Genomic DNA, 20,054 nt, shown 5'->3' on the forward strand with positions numbered 1-20,054 from the left:
TATTTAGTTTCGCCAGGTCGTATCGGCAGGGTTTTTGCGGAACCGAAAAGAAATTTAATTGAATATCCTTTTGAAGTACATTTCTACCGTATCACTGATTGTTTGTTCACTATGCGGCATTGCTCAGACGATGCAGGTAATCGATGAAACAACCGGTGAAAGCATTGAAAACGTATATATATACCACGAAAATCAAAGCTTTAGTACGCTCACAAGCGCTGATGGCACCGCTGATCTGAGTGCGTGCCCGGCCATGGGTATTGTCATCCTACAACATCCCGCTTACCAATCCACTTCGTTGGCATACAGTGAACTGATAGTTAAAGATTTTCGCGTAGAGCTAATGGAGCGAATTCTGCTTATCGATGAGGTGACGGTAACGGCCAACAGATGGGAACAAAACAAAGGAGAAGTTTCTCAGGACATTTTGGCTATCAGCCCAAAAACCGCGAGTTTTCAAAACCCTGAGACCTCAGCCGACCTACTCGCCGAAACCGGCCAGGTATATGTACAAAAAAGCCAACTTGGAGGTGGGTCACCAATGCTCAGAGGCTTTGCGGCAAATTCAGTACTGCTCGTAGTAGATGGTGTGCGCTTAAACAACGCGATCTTTAGAAGTGGCAACCTGCAAAACGTCATTAACATAGACCCGAATGCCCTGGAGGGAGCTGAAGTGATATATGGCCCCGGATCGGTGATGTATGGCAGTGATGCGCTCGGTGGTGTGATGGATTTTCACACAAAAGGCACCAGGTTCACCACACTAGACAAACCACAGGTGCGCGGCAATGCTATGGCCCGATATGGCAGTGCTGCCAATGAAAAAACAGGCCACCTCGACTTTAGCGTTTATGGCAAGAAGTTTTCGTACATGGGCTCTATTAGCCATACCCAGCTAGATGACCTGAAAGCCGGAAGTAAACGAACCAGTGGCTTTAAAGGACACTTTGAACGTACTCATTATGTGCGCTCTGCTGGAGGTGCAGACTTTCTGGTAACCAACAAAGACAAAAACCTACAAAAACACTCCGGCTACAACCTGCTAAATACCATTCAGAAAGTACGACTAAAAACAGGAGCCAAATCTGATATCGCATACGGTTTCTACTATAGCAACACCTCAGACATTCCGCGTTACGATCGGCTCACAGAAAAACAGGAAGACTCAGACTCGCTCATCTATGCAGACTGGTACTACGGGCCGCAAAAATGGCTCATGCACACCCTTACGTTTAGCACATTTGAGCCTACAGCTGTTTACAGCCAGGCAAAAGTCACTCTGGCATACCAGCAGTATGAAGAAAGTAGAAACGATCGAAAATTTGGAGATGACAGGCTCCGAACACGCACAGAAACGGTAGACCTCTACAATGTCACTCTAGACCTGGACAGGAAAATAGGTAAAGCCAACCTCTACTACGGTGTTGATTTTATCTTCAATGATGTACAGAGCTCTGGGTATCGTAAAAACCTAATAACAGGTGAAAAAACAGAAACCAGCAGCCGATACCCTGATGGTGGAAGTACCTATATCACCACTGCAGCATATGCAAACCTCAGCTACAAACCATCTCCACGATGGGTGCTAAACATGGGTGCTAGATATAGTGATGTGAGGCTTAAGGCAAGCACTACTGATGCCACAGCAAGCAGCTTTCTTCAGGAAGATTTGGACCTTCAGAATCAAGCAGTAAATGGGATGGCCGGAGTAATATTCAACCCCTGGGCCAGCACCCGCATCAAAGCACTTCTTTCTACTGGCTTCCGGGCCCCTAATGTAGATGACGTAGGTAAAGTTTTTGAAGTCGATGACCATGTAGTGGTAGTGCCCAACCCAAATCTTAAGCCAGAATATTCGTACAATCAGGAATTGGCCATACAGCAACGCATCGGCAAGGTATATGTAGACCTGGTAGGCTATCACAGCATGCTCACAGACGCCATTGTAAGAAGTGAGTTTACAGTAAATGGCTCTAATACCATTGAGCTGGATGGAGACACCAAAGAAGTACGTGCTCAGGTAAACGCAGAACAAGCCAAAATCTATGGCGCTTCTGCCCAGGTGAAGACAGAAATCACACCATCACTGGCATTTACCTCTAGTATTACTTTGAGTAAAGGATATGAGACAGGCTCCAATGAACCTTTACGCCATGTCCCTCCTGCCTTTGGGCGATCTGCCGTGATCTACCAAATCAAAAAACTGAGGGCAGAGCTCTACAGCATGTACAACCTACATAAAACGGCAGCCCAAATTCCCTCTAGTGAAATCGACGACAAGCCGCACCTGTATACAGACGAAGGATCCCCAGCCTGGGCGACACTTAACATCAAGTCGCAGTATGTCTTAAGTGAAACATTCACTGTACAGGCAGGCATCGAAAACATCTTAGACCTGCATTACAGAACCTACTCATCGGGGATCAGTGCGCCAGGCAGAAACATCTCTGCCACTCTTCGTGCATCCTTTTAATTATCGTCAGCACCTTCATCTACCCAACAGGATATCAGGTCTATTTGCTCTTGTGTGAGGTCCGGTCTTCCTGCTGGAGGCATGGTACCCGCACCTGTTCTGGCTTTGATCCGAGACGCACTGGCTATCACCTCGGCTTTTGTATTGAGTAGAGGTGACCTGGAGTTTCCGTGACACCCCGACACGGCGCAATTATTGGTAATAATGGGCATCACATCATCTGCCAGACTAACACCGCTAGAAATCTCCGTAGAAACCGTAGCTGTACATCCGTTACCATCCACTACTGTGAAAGTATAACTACCAGCTGCCAATCCCGAAAAAGTTGCTGAGTTCGTCAAATCATTGCTGCCTTGCTGATATTGATAGGCACCATCTCCACCGGTAGCGCTCAATACTACTGCGCCATCGGTGGTTTTACATCCCGCAGGCTCTGAAGATGATATAGTAAGTTGAAGATCATTATCCTGTGCTGCTACCGTCACCTCTAGCTCTGCAGTACACCCAGAAGCATCTTTTACAGCAAAGGTGTAAGCACCAGGTGCTAGCCCCGTAAACTGACTGCTCGCGTCGAAAGCCCCATCACCAAGCCGATAGGAATAGCCTCCCTCACCTCCGGAAGCTGACAAAGCTACCTCACCATTAGCAGCATCGCATGAAGCCGGTGTATTGCTCACAACAGACAGCTCAAGACCTCCACTGGCAGGATTAATAGTAAAAGTAGCGGTGGCCATACAGTCCTGCCCATCCACTGCCGTTACAGTGTATTCTCCGGCAGCTAACCCTTCAAAATCTCCAGACTCCTGAAAGTTCGTACCATCAAGACTGTAAGTTATACTTCCTGATCCTCCAGAAGCTGAAACCTGAGCACTACCAGGCTCCGTACATCCCGGAGGCGTGGTGGAGACCACTTGCACTATCAGGTCTGATTCATTACAATCTACATCCGGCTCCACCAGATCACTTTCTTTCTCTGAAGAGCAAGCACCAATAAGCATAAGGACAAACAAGTAAACGAAAGGAACATAAGGCTTCATATCTCGCAGGTTTCATGTAGATACATAAGTAACACATTTTTGTTTGTAAAACCTTATATTTTTTGTCGCAAAGACGTCAACTAAGGAAGCTTATCAGTCACCACACTCACTGCATTACAGATCATTGGGGGCATTTAGCACTTCCCAGGTGTGATCAGGGAGGAGCTTCACCGTAGCCACCAGCTCGTTGTACTTGCGGCTTCTTCCCCATTCGTTTGGAGCAATCATCGATAAAAAATCAGAACCATCATCGCGTTGATAGAGGTGATAGATCTCTCCAATCACTGGTTTGAAATTTAGCTGGCAGCTGTAAATTCGTTCAGACACATCTATCCTTTTCCTGAGCTCATTGGCTTGCTTCATTAGTAGCTCCATTTGCTCATAGATTTGACCAAACTGCTGATCAGTTTGGGCATACATAGCTGACATGGCTTGCCCTTTGATCACGCCTTTATCTTCAGACTTGATCAGTGCGCTACCCACATTATGAGCAAATTCGATTAGCCCGGGCAAATCGGTTATTTTCTCGCGTTCTTTTTCCAGGTCAATCTTAGAAATATCTACCTTATTCTTGTCACTCATTGACTTTCTCCTCTATGCGCTCTTTTAGGTTCTTTTTGGCTCCAGGCCAGGTAGTGCGTGTACTCATATCATATCCGATGATGAGCATGATTAGCAGAAATATTGCTGCCAGCACAAAAAAAATCTTCTTAGATCTTTTCATATCCATTGGGTGAACTGCAAATTTGGGGCAATAGTTTAAAATTAGATATGACAATAGACGGCAAATTAATTGAGAAATCTGACACTCAGGAAGTGTCTGCGAGTTTTAAGAAGCGAGAGTTTGTGGTGGAATATGCCGAAAACCCTCAATATCCTGAATTCCTAAAGTTTGAACTAATCCAAAACAACTGCCAACAACTGGATGCATTCAATGTAGGGGATGAAATGACCGTATCATTTAACCTCAAAGGCAGAAAATGGACCGATCGGCAGGGAGTGGTCAAATACTTCAACAGCTTGCAAGCATGGAGACTGGAAAAAAAGTCCACAGCAGCACCAACTGGTGGAGCGGATGCACCTCCACCACCTGCAGCATCTGACGAGTGGATGAAGGAAGATTTCTCATCAGATGATGATCTTCCGTTTTAGGAGTTACGTTTTTTGCGAAAAGTAATGGGAATGTAGTCCGATCCTGGCAATCCGATATGGGCCAGATCCCACTCCGGATCGTAATTGGCTACAAGCTGACGAATGCATGCCGCCCGATCATCTGTCGGGTATGGGCATTCGTCCCAGTAGAAAAATTCAACACGATAGTTGTATTGTTTTTTTAGCCCATTTACTCGCACTTCCACCTCAATGTCCTGATCTTCATTGAGTTGTGGTATTTCTATCCCTATGATGCTCATCGATTTAGTTAGTTTGGTTGTCTTAGTTATAAACAAAAAACATACCCACACCTATAAATACTTAATTTACAGCACCTTAAAGTCAGCAACCTAATTACAAAGTGTCCGTTTAAGAACGTAAAATGTCCAAATTCAGATCACACTATTTTTTCATATTCCTGGCTAGCATACTTCTGCTGGGGATAGGGTGCACTCGAAAGCCTGAAAAACGACCTTCTCCTCCTGCTAGTGATACACTCGCAGTGAATGACGCGCTCATACACATCCAATACAGCAGTCCGGGTGTAAAAGAACGCACCATTTGGGGTAAGCTGGTCCCTTATGGAGAAATTTGGCGCACCGGCGCCAACAAAGCTACCTACCTGGCAACCAACACCACAATCACGCTTGCGGGAAACACACTTACGCCTGGAAAATATGCCATCTTTACGATTCCTACTGACACTACATGGACTCTGATTTTCAATAGAGAGTGGGACCAGTGGGGCGCGTACAACTATGACTCTTCTAAAGACGCCTTTAGGACCAAAGTAATCCCTCAACAAGGCACATTTACTGAGCGAATGACTTTTTCGTTAACGAAGAACAAACTAAAATTTAACTGGGAAAACCTAACCTACGAACTGCCTCTAGACATCCAATAATCTAGAGCTTTCGAATAGCGTCCATTGTGACTTTCACCATCAATCTGGAAAGAGCTTGTATGGTATCGTCGCAGGATGTAATCATAAAACGGCGCTTCATAAACTTAGGATCGACAAACCCTATATAGACGTCTCCGTGCTCCTCCCATACGAGAATCTCAAGAGGTAGATCTAGCGCTGCAGTTTGCTGACAATTGATCAGTTGAGTAGTAAGCGTTGGATCCTCAAACAAAATACTCCGTGTAGGCGCAAGCTTCAGTCCACGTTCCCGAGCGATATCATCATGATGCACGGTTTCAAAAAATATCAAATCAGCATCCTGCTCGATAACAGCCACTAGTCGATTGACCGTTTCATCTACGTCAGCTTCACTGCGATAAACAGACAGATTCTGTGCTTGCCCAATTCGGCTTCCGAAAAGGCACACCACTACTATTGTGGCTTTGATAAGGCTGGTAAAACTCATTGCAACTGCTAAAAAACGAAATATTATAATTTCAAGAAAGCTTCCTGATGAATAAATAAACTAGAAAGGCATTTTTTGAGGTTGTTCAGTGAAATTCCCTTAGCTTGCCTTCAATTGGTTAGGAATAAACCGTCTGATTTTTCAATAGTACCATTATTTTTGTTTGAAGGACTCAATAAAAATCTCATGAATATCTACGCAAAACTGACGCTTCTTTGTGTGGCTTTGGTAGTGCTCACTTCGTCACTACTATATTTCTTTGTCAACCAGGAACTGGAAAATGCCTTTCACGATGAGCTAGTAACACTGGCTACCGAACAACCTGAACTTATCAGTGCGAGCATTCAGGAGACTGTAGACCAAATACAAGAAAACCTCCTTTGGGTGATCCTTTCGGTGCTGGGTGGGGCGATCGTTCTTGCACTAGTGGTGGCAAACATCTTTGTGAAGCCCATCATCAAACTCAGCAAAGCAGCGGAGCAAATAGGTCAGGGTAACTTACAGGCAGAAATCAAGGTACACTCTAACGATGAAGTGGGAAAACTTGCCGAGCAGCTTAGAAATGCCTCCCAGGTACTAATCAAACGTCTGGAGGAGCAGAAAAAGCTAAACGAGAAGCTCGAAAGCCAAAAAGACGAAATTTCCACTCAAAAGCAGCAACTCGAACATGCCAACAAACAAGTAGCTGATAGTATTGTGTATGCACAGCGCATACAGCGATCTATACTGCCAGACCTTTCGGTGATGAACAAACTTGTAAAGGATGCGTTCGTGATGTATCGACCAAAAGACGTAGTAAGTGGAGACTTCTACTGGTTTGAGCGTGTCCGCCAGGGACGCAATGAATACCTCATCATAGCCTGTGCAGACTGTACTGGTCACGGAGTGCCTGGAGCTATTATGTCTATCATGGGTAGCAACCAGCTGACCAACATCGTGTATTACCAAAACTATGTAGACCCTAATAAAATATTAGCACGGCTAGATAAGGTTATTAAGTTTGAGTTGCAGCGCGATCAGGACAATCAAAATCGGGATGGATTGGAAATTGGTATCTGCGTAATCAACCTGGATGACCTGAGCATGGAATTTTCAGGAGCAGGGATTCCTCTATACCTTATCAAAAAAGGATCTCAGGAGCTCACCACCTACAAGAGCCCAAAATACATGATAGGTGGAATAGAAGGCGATGAAAAGGAAGTAGGCAACAAACTAAACAAGGAACAAATCCAGCTGGAGGATGGCGATAAGATCTACCTTTCTTCTGATGGATTCCAGGATCAGTTTGGTGGACCTAATGACAAGAAGTTTATGAGCAAAAACTTTAAGCAATTGCTAGAAACCCACTGCATGCTTTCAATGGGTGAACAGCAAAAGCAAATCCAGTTGGCATTTGAAGATTGGAAGAAAAACTCACCACAGACTGATGATGTAGTGGTGATAGGTGTCGAAGTTTAAAAATACCTCCTGACCTGATTGAGGTCAGGCACTTTTTATATAAATACACATCTACAGAAAAAGGTCTGAATCAACATTCAGACCTTTTTTATTTTCCTTGTGAAACTATGATTAGTACCTAATGAGCAATGACTCATCTACTGACATTTCGTAAAGCTCCTCCAGAGCTTCATTCAAAGAGGTCAGTAATTCCGGTGGCAAATCTATATCCGGATCTAGTTCTTCCATTTGCTTTAAGGTCATACCTGCATCACGCACCTGATCCAGGCACTTCAAGCAGATACGTGTCCAGCTCTGTGGACTAATGTTTTCGGTACACCAATTTTTAAAATTACTTGCCTTTACTGCCATATATACCCCCTGTTACAACCTAAAACCAATAATTGAAATATCATCTGTCAAGCCACTCTCTCCTATCCAGTCATCGACTGTTTGGTTGAGAAACTTATACTGCTCAGCGAGCGGTTTATCCTGAACAGACTTCAACATCTCTTCAAACTTCTCCTGAGAAAACTTCACGCCATCCTGATTCTCCTGGTTGTAATAGCCATTAGAAAACATATAATAGGTGGCATTTGGTTCAATTGCAATTCGATCGGCCATAAGGTCATCGATGTTTTCCTCAGTTTCTCCTTCAAGTACGACCATTTCATTGCCATTGAAAATAATCATGTCTTGATTGATACCACTAAACTGTAAAGTCTGTGCATTGTTGTCGAACAATGCCACTGACACCTTCAAATCACACTGAAGCTCCTTAGAACCTGCAGCATCTAATTCTTGTGTAAGCTCTTTGATAATGTCTCCTGAGTGGAAAATCTTACGGTCCTGTATGAGGTCATTGAGTATAGAATCAGCTATCAGGGTTTTTAGCGACCCCACTATACCTTTTCCATCAAACTCAATTACTGCCACTACCGTGTAGTCCTCGGAGCGAAAATTCAAACTGGTAGTCCAGATAAACTCTTCGCTAAAGAGATACTTACTGCGATACATCACAAAGTGGTCAGCCAATATCCTGCTCAGGTAGCGTTCGTTGGGCAGCATAGACTGCTGTAGCAATCCTGCATACCTGATACTGTCAATAAGGCGCTTATTGATGTTCTTCAGCTCCTCTGTACGCTCTCGCACACGCTGCTCCAATTCTACATTGGTCACCTCAAGCTCTTTCATGTGCTCTTCGCTATCCTGAGACTGTTGGTAAGTCTCCATAGCCCTATCGAGCACCCCTTTCATTTCATCAAAGTTCCAGGGCTTGGTGATATACTTGTAGATCCCGCATCGGTTAATCCCATCTTTGATCGCCTCTATATCCGTAAAACCCGTAAGAATGATTTTGATCATATCCGGGTAGTCCGGCAAGATCTTCTCCAGGAGTTCCGTACCGGTCATTTCTGGCATTCGCTGATCGGTGACTATTACCTGTATATCATTTTCCTTCAGGATGTCGATAGCCTCTAGAGGGTTATCGCAGGTATGAACATTAAAAAATTTCCTGAAATTTGACTTAAAGACCCGGAGATTGGTAGTCTCATCGTCCACATATAATAAAGAGTATTTTTTACTCTTCTTAACTCTTGATATCTCTGGTGAATCTTGAATCTCTTCCATCGCTGCTTAAATTCTTCTATTGATCGGTTAGTTTGAGATATATTACTTGCTTTCGGCTACTTTACTGTCTTGAGATTGCTTTACTCTGGTTACTTTTTTGGGCAAAGTAATGACAAATTCTGTACCCTGATTTTCCTCGCTGGTAAACTCAATCTTTCCACCGTGCTTTTCAATAATTCCATAAGTAATGGACATCCCTAATCCAGTTCCTACACCCACAGCTTTAGTGGTAAAGAATGGCTCCCAAATTCTGTTTTTGATCTTTTCAGGTATACCGACTCCATTATCTTTCAACCGGATCACCACTTCATCTTCCAGCTCTTCAGTGTAGATGGTAAGTTCTCCTTCTTTATTATCCTCAGGAATCGCCTGGATACCATTGTTCAGAATGTTCATAAATACCTGGTTTAGCTGACCAGGGAAGCATTCTATGTCATTCATGTTTTCATCATAGTACTTGGATACCTTGATGCGATTCTTCGTCTTGTTTCTTAGAAGAGTAAGTGTAGCATCGATGTTTTCATTCACATTGGCAGACTTCACTTCTTCCTCATCAAGTCTAGAGAATACTCTCAGACCTTTAACGATTTCTATTGTTCGGGTTACTCCGTAGTTTACATCTTTGATCAATTCGTCAAGTTCTTCGAGGATTTCTTCATATTCATGCTCCTCTTTCAGCTCCTTCACGTTCTCGATTACCTCAGCAGGATCAGCTCCTTCGTCCAGTCTCGAATACTCTTCGGCAATTTCTCGCAGGGATTCTATGGACATTTTTATGGATACCATTCCACTAGAAATGAAGTTGATCGGGTTGTTGATCTCATGGGCAATACCTGCCGTAAGCTGACCAAGTGATGCCATTTTCTCAGAGTGAACCAACTGCGACTGAGCACTTTTCAGTGATTGCAGTGCGTTGTTTAGCTCTTCTTTGGACTCTTGCTCTTTCTTAAGTGTCTCTTTAAGCTTTTTCTCTGCAAGGAAGAGCTTCTCATTATCCTGTAGCTGCTTATCTGCCAGCTCTCTGATTTCCTCTTCAGAATCCTGAAGTTTCTTATAAGCCAGGTTTAGTTCATCCTGAGCAGAAATAAGCTTTTCGTTGATTCGTATTTGCTCTTCGGATGATCGGAGCAACTTGGCCTCTGATTCTTGTAGTTTAGTGTTCTTTTCTTCGAGTTCTTTTCGAGACTGGTAGAGCTTTTTGTTAATCAACTTTTGTTTCTGGAAGTTGATCTTCAGCTGCTCCTCAGATTTCTTCACCTTTACATATGCCTTGTTTGCAGAGAGGTAGTTGTCGCTGGCAAGTTTTACCAAAGGTCTAAAAACAAAAAGTCCTTGTAATATCAGGAAACCAACAAAAAACCCGAATACAATTTTTTCCACAAGGCTATAACCTGATTTGTAAGACTGAGCTTCCTCCACGAAATAGTCTGTAATATCATCAGTAGCAATCTGATACTTTCTAATGGTATTGATCAGTGTTTCGATGGAGCTACGCAAAGCCAGCGCATTGATATCAGTATCATTATTGGTATACACCACATCCATCAGGTTGGTCGCATTGATGTTCATCTCATTGTAAAAGAACTTAAGGTTCTCCTGCAAGGTGAGATAGGCTGAAGTCTGCGACGGAGCTGAAATACCCATTTCCGAACTTCCTGAAAGCAGTGCTTCATGGCCTTTGCGCCATTCGGGCAGGATCCGCCCCAGCTCTGTCTGGAAGATAGAAAAGTTGCGTTCGGTCTTGGAGTATCCCATACCGATAGCCGCTTTTACGATTTGTTGACCTAGCGTAGACTGGCGTGCTGCTACCTGAACTATCGCAGGGTCTTCATTAAAATTGTCGATTACATCTTTTTGCAGCACAAAGACGTAATAAGCAACAGAACCGGCCACTATTAAAGCAGTCAGCACATACGCTATAGCATAAAGGTCCTTCTTTAACATATTAAGTTGATGGGTTGGTTAAATTCGCTTAAATCTACAAACACGTCATAGTAACGTTTTTGTATGAATCCCTAAATATAGGAATAATCCAATTGTAATATAATAAATCTAAGGTGGGAAAAGGAATTTCAGGTCCCGGCCGCAATGGTTTTCAGTTTACCAGTCGCCCCGAATCATCCCTCCTGTTCCTACCTGAATTCTTATGCATTTTATATAGAAATCAAGAATCATACAATTGTCTGACATTCAAATGATCGCTATTTGGTATAAAAATAGTCTCAATCAGCATTATATTGCAGTCAATAAGCGCAGGGGTCATCACAAAAATCAATAAGTGTCTGACACTGACCGATTTACTATTTTAGCATTTAAAGATTTGGTTAAATCCGTAAATAGTCTTTACTTTTCCAAAATTGAATAATCACAATAAATCGCATGGATTATCTAAGAAGTTATAAAAATATATATGACCAGAATATAATTTTGATGTACAAAGGGGAATTGACCTTTGACTTAGTAACTTCGATGATTGCTACGCTGGAAGAACGCCTGGAAGAACTCGAGGAAAACAGAAAAGTAAAGAAGAAATTTTACAATGTGGCCACTGAATGTATCCAAAACCTGTATTATCATCTGGATGAAGTGAACTCAGATGAGATACGTATCAGTAGTTATGATTCCCGATCAGCATTGATCCTGATCGCTGCGCGCAAAAGATTTTACAGTTTACAGACGGGTAACTATATCCCTACTGAGAAAACTGAGGAAGTGAAAAAGCGACTGGATGATATCAATGCTGTAGAGCCAGACGAACTCCGAGCACTGTACAAGCAGGCGCTTAAAGAGCAAGAGTTCTCGGATAAAGGTACTGGTGGACTAGGATTTATCGATATTGCTAGAAAAACAGGTGGACAAAAATTAAGATATAAATTTCAACCGGTAACTGACAATGTATCTTACTTTACATTGCAAGTGAGATTACCTAGAGAAATATAGGTAAAGCGAAAACGCTGTGAATACACTTATGGAAAAGATATTTATAGAGCCAACACGGGTTACACCATTAGTCAACTTCAATCCTGAAGAAGGGTTACTTGAGATCAAGGGACGTTCCAGCCCGGAAAACTCCATTCTTTTTTACCAAAAAGTAATTGATTCATTAGATGAATTTGCCCAAAGCGATTATGATGAATTCACGGCAAACTTTTCATTTGAATATTTTAATACGAGCTCTTCCAAATGTCTTTTTGATGTATTCAAACGACTAGGAAAAATAGAAGAAGCTGGTAAAAACCTCATTATCAACTGGTATTACGAGGAAGATGACGAGGATATGATGGAAGCAGGCGAAGATTATGCTGATTTGTTAGATTTAGAGTTTAACTTTCTCGAAATAGAAGAATTCTGAGGAACAAACCGGCTGTATGGAAGGACCAAGAGAGCTCTATCATGAAGAAATAAAGAAGCTAAAAGACTTCCGGTCTCGATTAGACACCCATGCTATATACAAGCAAGATCTGGAGTCTTTCTCTGACGACTATGAAGAGCTCGTGGCCCAGGCCAAGGTAATCACCAGGGTATCTGATCGCCTTCAGAAAAAACTAGACAATGCCAACCTCCAAATCCGGGAGCAAAATGATGAGATCAAGCTCAAAAACACGGAATTGGAGAAAACCATCCAACAACTCGTACAAGCCAGAGTAGGAAGAAAGGCCTCTACCATTATGTTTACCCTGGCCATCGTCCTGTTTATTTCTGAGGAATTTTTCCTTGAAGAAATGATCGAATCTTATGTTTCCATACCATACCTCGGACTCATCATCAAAGGGCTAATCGCACTGGGGTTGAAGTTTTTTGAATCCGCCCTGGAGACTTTCTTTCTCAATCAAGAGAAAAAGAAAATCATTGCGCAGGAAAGAAAAGAAGAAGAACTGCAAGCAGCACTGGCAAACTAGCCTTTCTCCAAAGAAAATTTTACCCATTTAAAAATCCCCCCTAAAAAGTAACGTTTACCCCTCAAATTTATGGCGAGTAATGACAATACAAACTGCTTGAATTAGCTATGTTTGAGGCTTGTCTAATAAATGCTAAGTTTTTTAAAACGTTTACACTAAATGGATTTTTCAACTATTGATATCGTCGTTTTCGTCGGTTATTGTTTGCTGATCGTGGGTATAGGGCTCTACGTATCCAGAGACAAAAAAGGCCACGAAAAAAATGCCGAGGACTACTTTTTGGCTAGTAAGTCTTTGCCCTGGTGGGCTATTGGTGCCTCATTGATTGCCGCCAACATCTCTGCCGAACAGTTTATTGGTATGTCTGGCTCTGGTTTTGCCAGTGGTTTGGCTATAGCCTCATATGAATGGATGGCTGCCATCACACTCATTATTGTAGGAAAATATTTCCTACCAATCTTCATTGAAAAAGGACTGTACACCATTCCTGAATTCGTTGAAAAACGGTACAGCACTCAATTAAAAACCATTCTTGCCGTATTTTGGATTGGGCTTTACGTATTTGTAAACCTCAGCAGTGTGCTTTACCTGGGAGCACTAGCGCTAGAAACCATCCTGGGTGTACCTATGATGTACGGAGTATTGGGTCTTGCGCTGTTTGCAGCTGCTTACTCACTATATGGTGGGCTGAGCGCCGTAGCCTGGACTGACGTGGTGCAAGTCGTATTTTTAGTACTGGGTGGTCTACTCACTACCTACCTGGCTCTGGATGCTCTTTCTGACGGTCAAGGGGTGATCGTAGGTTTTAAGCAAGTACTGGATGCAGTACCTGAGCGCTTTCACATGATACTGGACGAGTCTAACCCAGAATATATGAACCTCCCAGGCATCTGGGTGCTGATAGGTGGCATGTGGGTAGCTAATCTTTATTATTGGGGTTTTAACCAGTACATCATCCAGCGTACGCTTGCCGCCAAGTCCTTGAAAGAGGCACAAAAAGGAATCGTAATGGCCGCCTTCTTGAAACTCCTGATCCCATTTATAGTGGTAGTACCAGGTATAGCTGCCTATGTGATGGTCAACGATCCAGAGATTATGGCTCGTCTTGGAGAATTAGGTCAGTCCAACATCCCAGGACCGGGTGAATCAGACAAGGCTTACCCCTGGTTGTTACAACTGTTACCGGTTGGGCTGAAAGGTATCGCCTTTGCTGCACTTGCTGCTGCTATAGTGTCTTCACTGGCATCCATGCTCAACTCCACTTCTACCATCTTCACGATGGACATCTACAAGCAATACATCAATAAAAATGCGAATGACAAAACCACGGTGACCGTTGGTAGAATTTCTGCAGGTGTAGCATTGGTAATAGCGTGTATCATGGCTCCATTGCTGGGAGGCATCGATCAGGCTTTTCAGTTTATTCAGGAGTATACTGGTATCGTAAGTCCGGGTATCCTGGGTGTCTTTTTATTGGGTCTTTTCTGGAAAAAAACCACCAACAAGGGAGCTATTTGGGGTGCATTGCTATCCATCCCCATCGCAGCTGGTTTCAAACTATTCCCAGAGATTCCATTCATGAATCAAATGGGACTGACTTGCGTGTTTACGATGATCATCATAGCCATAGTCAGCTATATAGATGCCAAAGGTGAAGACAATCCGAAGGGCATCATCATCACCAAGAACCTTTTCAAAACTAGTCCTACTTTCAACATAGGTGCATTCGCAATTTGCATTATATTGGTGGTGCTCTACGGACTATTTTGGTAAAACGTGATTACACTCAATAAAAAACAACAAAAGCTCAAACTCCAGGTGTCCAACACCTGGAAGTTTGGGCTTTTTATGCTTGCTAAGCTACCCATGGGACTGATCGCAGGTATGCGTCTGCGTGAGATTACTGCCGACAAATGTGTAACCTCGGTCCCCTTCAAATATTTAAACAAGAACCCTTTTCAAAGCATCTATTTTGCGGTTCAGAGCATGGCTGCCGAGCTTTCTACAGCCACTCCATGTCTGCTGGCGGTAGCTGGTCATTCTCCTTCTGTAGCTTTTATTATCGTAGATCTCAAGGCGACTTTTCATAAGAAAGCTACCGGCAGAGTATTTTTCACATGCAATGATGGCAAAAAGGCCTTCGAGGCAGTGGACAGGGCAATAACCTCCGGCGAGGCACAGCAGGTCACCTTCCACACCATTGGCCAAATGGCCGATGGCACTGTAGTTTCCGAGTTTGACTTTACCTGGTCATTTAAGCAGCGTCAACCTAAAAGTTAGAGATCAGCAATCTTCTTATTCGCTACTGAAATCTTAACCGCTTCATCCAGCTGATTCATTACTTGATCTACTGTTGTATAGCCTTCGTTTTCTTCCTCTTGTGGCAGCCGATCCAGACCTATACGATCCATCCTGTCAAGTACTAAAAAGACATCCATCTTGTGGTAATCCAACGCTGGCTGGTAGCGATCCACATCGTCATTAGCGTGTACCCGATTGATGAGGCGAGCATTTTCCATATCATCTACTACTTCTCGCACAAACCTACGGGGAATGTTAACTTCCATGCAAAGCTGTTCAAAATCAATGGCACAGTCTTCATTTTTATAATGATGCACAATATGGCGAAGTACCAAAAGTGTGATTTTGCGCTTACTTCGGTGATTCATAATGAGGCTATCGTCATCCCAGGACCAGTTTCTCACATTTTGCAAGGCAAAGGCAAACTCTGCTCCAAACAGCAAAATAGTCCAGCTGAGCTGGAGCCAAATAAGAAATAGAGGCAATGCTGCCAAACTAGCATAGATCACACTGTACTTACCCAGGTAAACCTGCCCCTCTACCCAGGCAAACTGTGTGAGCTGATATGCCGTACCAGCCAGTACTCCAGCAATCAGCGCCGGTTTTATTTTTACTGTTGTATTAGGAAATACCACATACATCAAGAAGAGCAAAAACCAAATGAGGGTGTAAGGAACCAGCTTGACAAAAAACAATATTATGGGTCTAAAAAAGCCTAACAGGCTGATACTCTCAGTAAGCTCCTCTATACTGGTGGTGATAAATACCGTGGCAGAACTGGACAAAATCAATATCAATGGCCCCAGTAAAATGACCGACATGTAATCGGTGAGCTTTCTTTTCAGCGACCTTCCTTTCTTTGTATTCCAAATGTCGTTGAAGGCTACTTCGATATTATTGAGTAGGCGCAATACGGCATACACCAAAAAAACCGCACTGATACCGGCTATCACTCCACCACTCGAATTGCTGAGCATATTGTCGGCAAACTTCAATGTTTGATCAAGCACTTCTTCCTGACCTCCCAGAAACTTCTTCAGTTCTCTCTCCAAAAAATCACGCAACCCAAAAATAGAAGCAACACCCACTGCCATGGCCAGTACTGGCACCATAGAAAGTACCGATAAAAATGTAAGCGCCGAGGCCTTTTCCCCACACTTGTCTTTGGTAAACTCAGATACGGTAATGATTAGTACACGGAGTTGCCGATATAAAAACGCCTGTCTTTTGGGGAGATTGGTTAACTTTATTTTCCAAAGATCTTCTTTAAGAAACTGCCGAATACCCTGTATATTCATACTTGTTCTATTATGGATTTGCCGGAGGTTTGGTAGAGTCCTGTTCAATTCCCTCCACCCGTTCAAATTAACCATTCAAGCCCAAAAAAGATATGCTGGATGCAGAAGTTTTTCAGAGCGTCATTGATCAGTCTCCCGTGCCTCAAGCAATATACTCAGATGATGGCAACCTCCTGTATTGCAATACATCATACCAAAATCTGTTTGCAAAAAGTACAAGCCCCCCAAAACATCTAGCAGACACCTTCGATGCTCCCACTCCTGGAAACCTGGCCTTTTTGGATGCCTTCCGAAACCAGCAAACAACAGATCTCCCCCTAATGAGATACGCTATTCACCTCGGTAGCTCAGATGATTGCTTCTTAAAAATCAGCCTTAAACCACTCAAAAACCAACTAACCTTAATTACCCTAAAAGACTACTCGAGCTTTATCAAAAAAAATAAAACAATTGCTGATAATGCTTATGGTCTGCTCATCCTCAACAAGGAATTCAAAATAGTCTATGTCAATGAACTGCTCCAAGACGCCTACCATCAAAAATTTCAAACTCGACTGAAAGAAAATCACAGCATCCTTGAGTACGCGCCTGACAGTCGTCATGATGAACTCAACAAAATTTTCTCAGACTTAGAGGAAGGGAAATCTGTAAGTGGCGAAACGGAAATTCCCACTCCCCAGGGCACCAGATTTTATCACATTCATCGTCAGCCACAGTTTGATGCAAATGACCACCTTTTTGCCACGGTGATTTCCATCCGTGAAACCACAGACAAACATCAATCTGATCAACAACTAAGAACCAATAGCGACCAATTTAAAACGCTCATATCATCTCTGGATGCCATCATTTGGGAAGCAGATGCCACCACCCTATCCTTCAGATTCGTTAGCCCACAATCTGTCAGAATACTCGGATACGAACCTGAAGAATGGTACCGCTCCAGTGAGTTTTGGCCTAACATCATCCACCCGCGAGACCGAAACACCACGATAGCCTCGTGTGAAAATCACATCAAGGCTGGTACAGACCATATATTAGAATACAGAATCAGGCACAAAAATGGCCACTACATATGGGTCCGTGATCAGGTGAGTGTCAAACAAACTGAAAGTGGTGATAGAATAGTTCGTGGGGTAATCTTCGACCTCACTAAAGAAAAACAAGCCGAAGATGAACTGCTCCGCACCAATAAGCAGCTCCAAACTGCAGCTCAAATGGCCAACCTTGGTTATTGGTCATTTGACGAACACACCAAACAGTTTAATTGGTCCTCCGAAGCACAGGCATTATGGCACCCTTTTCAGTTAAAACCTTCCACCACTATAGATCAGCTCTTCTCCTTTTGTCATCCCGAAGACCAGCTCAGGTTCCACCAGAAGTTTGACCAACTCACCGATGGAGATCACGTCATTCATCAAGCCTTCAGGGTACTGCAAGACGACCTAGTGCGCTGGTATCAATTGAAAGGAAACATTCGAATAGTTGATGGAGAGTTGAAGCAATCCGAAGGTACTATACAAGACATCACCAGGCAAAAACAAGATGAAGAAGCTCTTCAAAGCTCCAAAACACAATTTGTGAATCTGGTAGAGAGTATACAGGATGGGTTTTTCTCATTGGACAAAGACTTCACCATCACCTACTGGAACGCCGCAGCTGAGCGTATGACCAATACCATTAGGTCACAAGCGATTCAAAAAAATGTTTGGGATGTTTTCCCTCAGCTAAAAGAGAACAACCTCCCATTCTATACCACGACAAGTGCGGCTATGGAAGACCGAAAGCCGCGAAACTTCCAGGCCTGGTACCCATTAACGTCGCTATGGCTCGAAGCACGCCTCTACCCCTCAGATGAAGGTTTAACGGTGTTTTTCAAAGACATCACACAAGCTAAAGAAACAGAAACCCAACTCAGGAGATTTAAAAAAGTCATCGATCAGTCATTGAACGCCGTAACGATTACAGACCATGAAGGTCAGGTACTGTATTGCAACAAATCGTTTAAAGACCACATAGGCTATGATGAAAAATCTTTGCAGGCAGCAGGAGGTCCATGTGGAATTTACAAGAGTGAAGAAGTAGCCCAAAAAGTATCGTATTCCATTCGTGAGGGAAAATATTGGGATGGAGATCTGGAGCTAATCAACGTCAAGGGTAAAACAATTGATTTTTATGTCAATGCCGGGCCGGTCTTTGATGATAATGGCGAACTTATCGCCACCTACGGAATCCTCACAGACATCAGTGAACGAAAAGCCGCCGAAGAACGCATTAGAAAATCTAATGACAGATACCAGGCGGTAGAACGTGCCACCAACGACATCACCTATGACTGGGACTTCTCCTCTGAAACTCTGGAATGGAATGAAAGCATCAAAACCCAGCTAGGGCATGACTGGCATAAAGCACCACAGCCTTTAAGCGTATGGGCAAAATTTGTCCACCCTGAAGATTTACCTAAGGCAGAAGAAAGCCTCAATCATGCCCTCTATCAATCTAATGATGACCAATGGCAACAAGAGTATAAACTCCAACGCACCGATGGCTCTTATGCTCAGATCCTGGAGCGAGGATATATCTTTCGGGATCTAAATGGCAAACCAATTCGCATGATTGGTGCACTACAAGATATCACAGAGCTTAAGGCCCAAGAAAAACAACTAAGCCAGGTGAATCAGCAACTGCTAAAGCAAACTGAAGCCCTCAAAAGATCCAACATGGAACTAGAACAGTTTGCCTATGTGGCCTCACATGACCTGCAAGAACCCTTGCGCATGATTACAGGTTTTCTTCAGCTGCTCAAGAAAAAGTATGCTTCCGAGCTAAACGAAACAGCCAATTCTTACGTGGATTTTGCCGTGGATGGTGCAGCACGTATGCGAGAGCTAATCAAAGACCTATTGGCCTATTCGCGCATAGGACGTACTCCAAGAAAACACCAACGCATAGACCTCAACCAGGTGATGTCTGACATGGAAGTGCTTTTCAGAAAAGAAATACATGCATCCAATGGTAAGTTGATCTGGGACAAACTTCCAACCATAGAAGCACCAGCCACTTCCATACGTCAATTATTCCAAAACCTGATCGGCAATGCACTGAAGTATCAAAGAAAAGGCATTGCCCCTGAGGTAAAGATCACAACAGAAGAAAGTGAGACCAATATAAAAATAAATCTTAAAGACAATGGAGTAGGGATGAATCCTGACGATATAAGTCGCATGTTTGCACTGTTTCAGCGGGGACCACAACATGAATCCAATCAGGGGTCGGGTATTGGCCTGGCTATTTGTCAAAAAATTGTGGAAAACCTAAATGGTAAAATAGATGTAACCACCGCCCTCAACGAAGGAAGCACATTTACCATATGGCTACCTAAACAGCATTAACAATCAGATTCAACTAGAATCAACAGCTATCCACCTAATATTCTATTTAATCAGTAGTAACAG

The 20,054-nt window shown here is 43.2% G+C and carries 19 protein-coding genes; 10 read left to right on the forward strand and 9 right to left on the reverse strand.

The window, feature by feature from the left end:
• Positions 1–70: 70 nt before the first annotated feature.
• Complete coding sequence (locus tag C7460_RS03565; RefSeq protein WP_147302840.1) at positions 71–2,473, forward strand: TonB-dependent receptor; 2,403 nt, start codon at positions 71–73, stop codon at positions 2,471–2,473.
• On the opposite strand, the gene C7460_RS03570 is transcribed toward C7460_RS03565, so the two are convergent.
• From C7460_RS03570 to C7460_RS23615, 3 genes are all read right to left on the reverse strand, one after another.
• Complete coding sequence (locus C7460_RS03570; protein WP_115866701.1) at positions 2,470–3,510, reverse strand: hypothetical protein; 1,041 nt, start codon at positions 3,508–3,510, stop codon at positions 2,470–2,472. The genes C7460_RS03565 and C7460_RS03570 overlap by 4 nt on opposite strands.
• Before the next feature lie 114 nt (positions 3,511–3,624).
• Positions 3,625–4,092, reverse strand: coding sequence for a DUF2452 domain-containing protein (locus tag C7460_RS03575; RefSeq protein ID WP_115866702.1), 468 nt, complete (start codon positions 4,090–4,092; stop codon positions 3,625–3,627).
• Positions 4,085–4,234 (reverse strand): hypothetical protein, encoded by a 150-nt coding sequence (locus C7460_RS23615; protein ID WP_170147868.1) that lies wholly within the window; start codon positions 4,232–4,234, stop codon positions 4,085–4,087. Before C7460_RS23615 ends, C7460_RS03575 begins: the two co-directional genes overlap by 8 nt.
• A gap of 47 nt (positions 4,235–4,281) precedes the next feature.
• On the opposite strand from C7460_RS23615, the gene C7460_RS03580 reads away from it, so the two are divergent.
• The gene (locus C7460_RS03580; RefSeq protein ID WP_115866772.1) at positions 4,282–4,662 is read left to right on the forward strand and encodes a DUF3127 domain-containing protein; all 381 of its coding nucleotides are present in this window, start codon (positions 4,282–4,284) and stop codon (positions 4,660–4,662) included.
• Here C7460_RS03580 and C7460_RS03585 read toward each other — a convergent pair.
• Positions 4,659–4,922 (reverse strand): hypothetical protein, encoded by a 264-nt coding sequence (locus tag C7460_RS03585; RefSeq protein WP_115866703.1) that lies wholly within the window; start codon positions 4,920–4,922, stop codon positions 4,659–4,661. The two genes, C7460_RS03580 and C7460_RS03585, sit on opposite strands and share 4 nt — an antisense overlap.
• Positions 4,923–5,044: 122 nt before the next feature.
• Between C7460_RS03585 and C7460_RS03590 the strand changes: the two genes are divergently transcribed.
• A complete protein-coding gene (locus C7460_RS03590; protein ID WP_115866704.1) occupies positions 5,045–5,566 on the forward strand; it encodes a DUF2911 domain-containing protein in 522 nt (173 codons plus the stop codon).
• Position 5,567: 1 nt separating this feature from the next.
• On the opposite strand, the gene C7460_RS03595 is transcribed toward C7460_RS03590, so the two are convergent.
• Entirely contained in the window at positions 5,568–6,032 is a 465-nt protein-coding gene (locus C7460_RS03595) for a DUF302 domain-containing protein (protein ID WP_115866705.1), read from the reverse strand.
• A gap of 186 nt (positions 6,033–6,218) precedes the next feature.
• Between C7460_RS03595 and C7460_RS03600 the strand changes: the two genes are divergently transcribed.
• On the forward strand, positions 6,219–7,490 hold the full coding sequence (locus C7460_RS03600; RefSeq protein ID WP_147302841.1) for a PP2C family protein-serine/threonine phosphatase: 1,272 nt from the start codon (positions 6,219–6,221) through the stop codon (positions 7,488–7,490).
• A 111-nt stretch (positions 7,491–7,601) separates the two neighbouring features.
• On the opposite strand, the gene C7460_RS03605 is transcribed toward C7460_RS03600, so the two are convergent.
• The 3 genes from C7460_RS03605 to C7460_RS03615 are packed head-to-tail and all read right to left on the reverse strand — an operon-like array spanning position 7,602 to position 11,045.
• Entirely contained in the window at positions 7,602–7,841 is a 240-nt protein-coding gene (locus C7460_RS03605) for a hypothetical protein (protein WP_115866707.1), read from the reverse strand.
• Positions 7,842–7,853: 12 nt separating this feature from the next.
• Positions 7,854–9,101, reverse strand: a complete 1,248-nt coding sequence (locus C7460_RS03610; protein ID WP_115866708.1) for a response regulator — start codon at positions 9,099–9,101, stop codon at positions 7,854–7,856.
• Between the two features lie 42 nt (positions 9,102–9,143).
• On the reverse strand, positions 9,144–11,045 hold the full coding sequence (locus C7460_RS03615; protein WP_115866709.1) for an ATP-binding protein: 1,902 nt from the start codon (positions 11,043–11,045) through the stop codon (positions 9,144–9,146).
• 435 nt (positions 11,046–11,480) lie between these two features.
• Between C7460_RS03615 and C7460_RS03620 the strand changes: the two genes are divergently transcribed.
• From C7460_RS03620 to C7460_RS03640, 5 genes are all read left to right on the forward strand, one after another.
• Positions 11,481–12,041, forward strand: coding sequence for a SiaB family protein kinase (locus tag C7460_RS03620; protein ID WP_262511840.1), 561 nt, complete (start codon positions 11,481–11,483; stop codon positions 12,039–12,041).
• Between the two features lie 28 nt (positions 12,042–12,069).
• Positions 12,070–12,453: a DUF1987 domain-containing protein gene (locus tag C7460_RS03625; RefSeq protein WP_115866773.1), complete on the forward strand. Its 384-nt coding sequence runs from the start codon at positions 12,070–12,072 to the stop codon at positions 12,451–12,453.
• Positions 12,454–12,469: 16 nt separating this feature from the next.
• The gene (locus C7460_RS03630) at positions 12,470–13,000 is read left to right on the forward strand and encodes a hypothetical protein (protein ID WP_115866711.1); all 531 of its coding nucleotides are present in this window, start codon (positions 12,470–12,472) and stop codon (positions 12,998–13,000) included.
• A 159-nt stretch (positions 13,001–13,159) separates the two neighbouring features.
• Positions 13,160–14,773 carry a sodium/sugar symporter gene (locus C7460_RS03635; RefSeq protein ID WP_115866712.1) on the forward strand — a complete coding sequence of 538 codons (1,614 nt, stop codon included), beginning with the start codon at positions 13,160–13,162 and terminating at the stop codon, positions 14,771–14,773.
• A 3-nt stretch (positions 14,774–14,776) separates the two neighbouring features.
• On the forward strand, positions 14,777–15,280 hold the full coding sequence (locus C7460_RS03640) for a DUF4442 domain-containing protein (protein ID WP_115866713.1): 504 nt from the start codon (positions 14,777–14,779) through the stop codon (positions 15,278–15,280).
• Here the strand turns inward: C7460_RS03640 and C7460_RS03645 are convergent.
• Positions 15,277–16,599: a YihY/virulence factor BrkB family protein gene (locus C7460_RS03645; RefSeq protein WP_170147869.1), complete on the reverse strand. Its 1,323-nt coding sequence runs from the start codon at positions 16,597–16,599 to the stop codon at positions 15,277–15,279. The genes C7460_RS03640 and C7460_RS03645 overlap by 4 nt on opposite strands.
• 92 nt (positions 16,600–16,691) lie before the next feature.
• Here C7460_RS03645 and C7460_RS03650 point away from each other — a divergent pair, with 92 nt between their 5' ends.
• Entirely contained in the window at positions 16,692–19,991 is a 3,300-nt protein-coding gene (locus C7460_RS03650) for a PAS domain S-box protein (RefSeq protein ID WP_115866715.1), read from the forward strand.
• The last annotated feature ends 63 nt before the right edge of the window (positions 19,992–20,054 follow it).

The sequence above is a fragment of the Marinoscillum furvescens DSM 4134 genome (genome assembly GCF_003386095.1).
Lineage (GTDB): Bacteria > Bacteroidota > Bacteroidia > Cytophagales > Cyclobacteriaceae > Marinoscillum > Marinoscillum furvescens.

Excerpts from the sequence above, each read along its gene's own strand:
- C7460_RS03570 (WP_115866701.1), bottom strand. The coding sequence starts at position 3,510 with ATGAAGCCTTATGTTCCTTTCGTTTACTTGTTTGTCCTTATGCTTATT.
- C7460_RS23615 (WP_170147868.1), bottom strand. The coding sequence starts at position 4,234 with ATGAAAAGATCTAAGAAGATTTTTTTTGTGCTGGCAGCAATATTTCTG.
- C7460_RS03625 (WP_115866773.1), top strand. The coding sequence starts at position 12,070 with ATGGAAAAGATATTTATAGAGCCAACACGGGTTACACCATTAGTCAAC.
- C7460_RS03620 (WP_262511840.1), top strand. The coding sequence starts at position 11,481 with ATGGATTATCTAAGAAGTTATAAAAATATATATGACCAGAATATAATT.
- C7460_RS03580 (WP_115866772.1), top strand. The coding sequence starts at position 4,282 with ATGACAATAGACGGCAAATTAATTGAGAAATCTGACACTCAGGAAGTG.
- C7460_RS03585 (WP_115866703.1), bottom strand. The coding sequence starts at position 4,922 with ATGAGCATCATAGGGATAGAAATACCACAACTCAATGAAGATCAGGAC.
- C7460_RS03575 (WP_115866702.1), bottom strand. The coding sequence starts at position 4,092 with ATGAGTGACAAGAATAAGGTAGATATTTCTAAGATTGACCTGGAAAAA.
- C7460_RS03610 (WP_115866708.1), bottom strand. The coding sequence starts at position 9,101 with ATGGAAGAGATTCAAGATTCACCAGAGATATCAAGAGTTAAGAAGAGT.
- C7460_RS03590 (WP_115866704.1), top strand. The coding sequence starts at position 5,045 with ATGTCCAAATTCAGATCACACTATTTTTTCATATTCCTGGCTAGCATA.
- C7460_RS03630 (WP_115866711.1), top strand. The coding sequence starts at position 12,470 with ATGGAAGGACCAAGAGAGCTCTATCATGAAGAAATAAAGAAGCTAAAA.
- C7460_RS03595 (WP_115866705.1), bottom strand. The coding sequence starts at position 6,032 with ATGAGTTTTACCAGCCTTATCAAAGCCACAATAGTAGTGGTGTGCCTT.
- C7460_RS03615 (WP_115866709.1), bottom strand. The coding sequence starts at position 11,045 with ATGTTAAAGAAGGACCTTTATGCTATAGCGTATGTGCTGACTGCTTTA.
- C7460_RS03645 (WP_170147869.1), bottom strand. The coding sequence starts at position 16,599 with ATGAATATACAGGGTATTCGGCAGTTTCTTAAAGAAGATCTTTGGAAA.
- C7460_RS03635 (WP_115866712.1), top strand. The coding sequence starts at position 13,160 with ATGGATTTTTCAACTATTGATATCGTCGTTTTCGTCGGTTATTGTTTG.
- C7460_RS03600 (WP_147302841.1), top strand. The coding sequence starts at position 6,219 with ATGAATATCTACGCAAAACTGACGCTTCTTTGTGTGGCTTTGGTAGTG.
- C7460_RS03605 (WP_115866707.1), bottom strand. The coding sequence starts at position 7,841 with ATGGCAGTAAAGGCAAGTAATTTTAAAAATTGGTGTACCGAAAACATT.
- C7460_RS03650 (WP_115866715.1), top strand. The coding sequence starts at position 16,692 with ATGCTGGATGCAGAAGTTTTTCAGAGCGTCATTGATCAGTCTCCCGTG.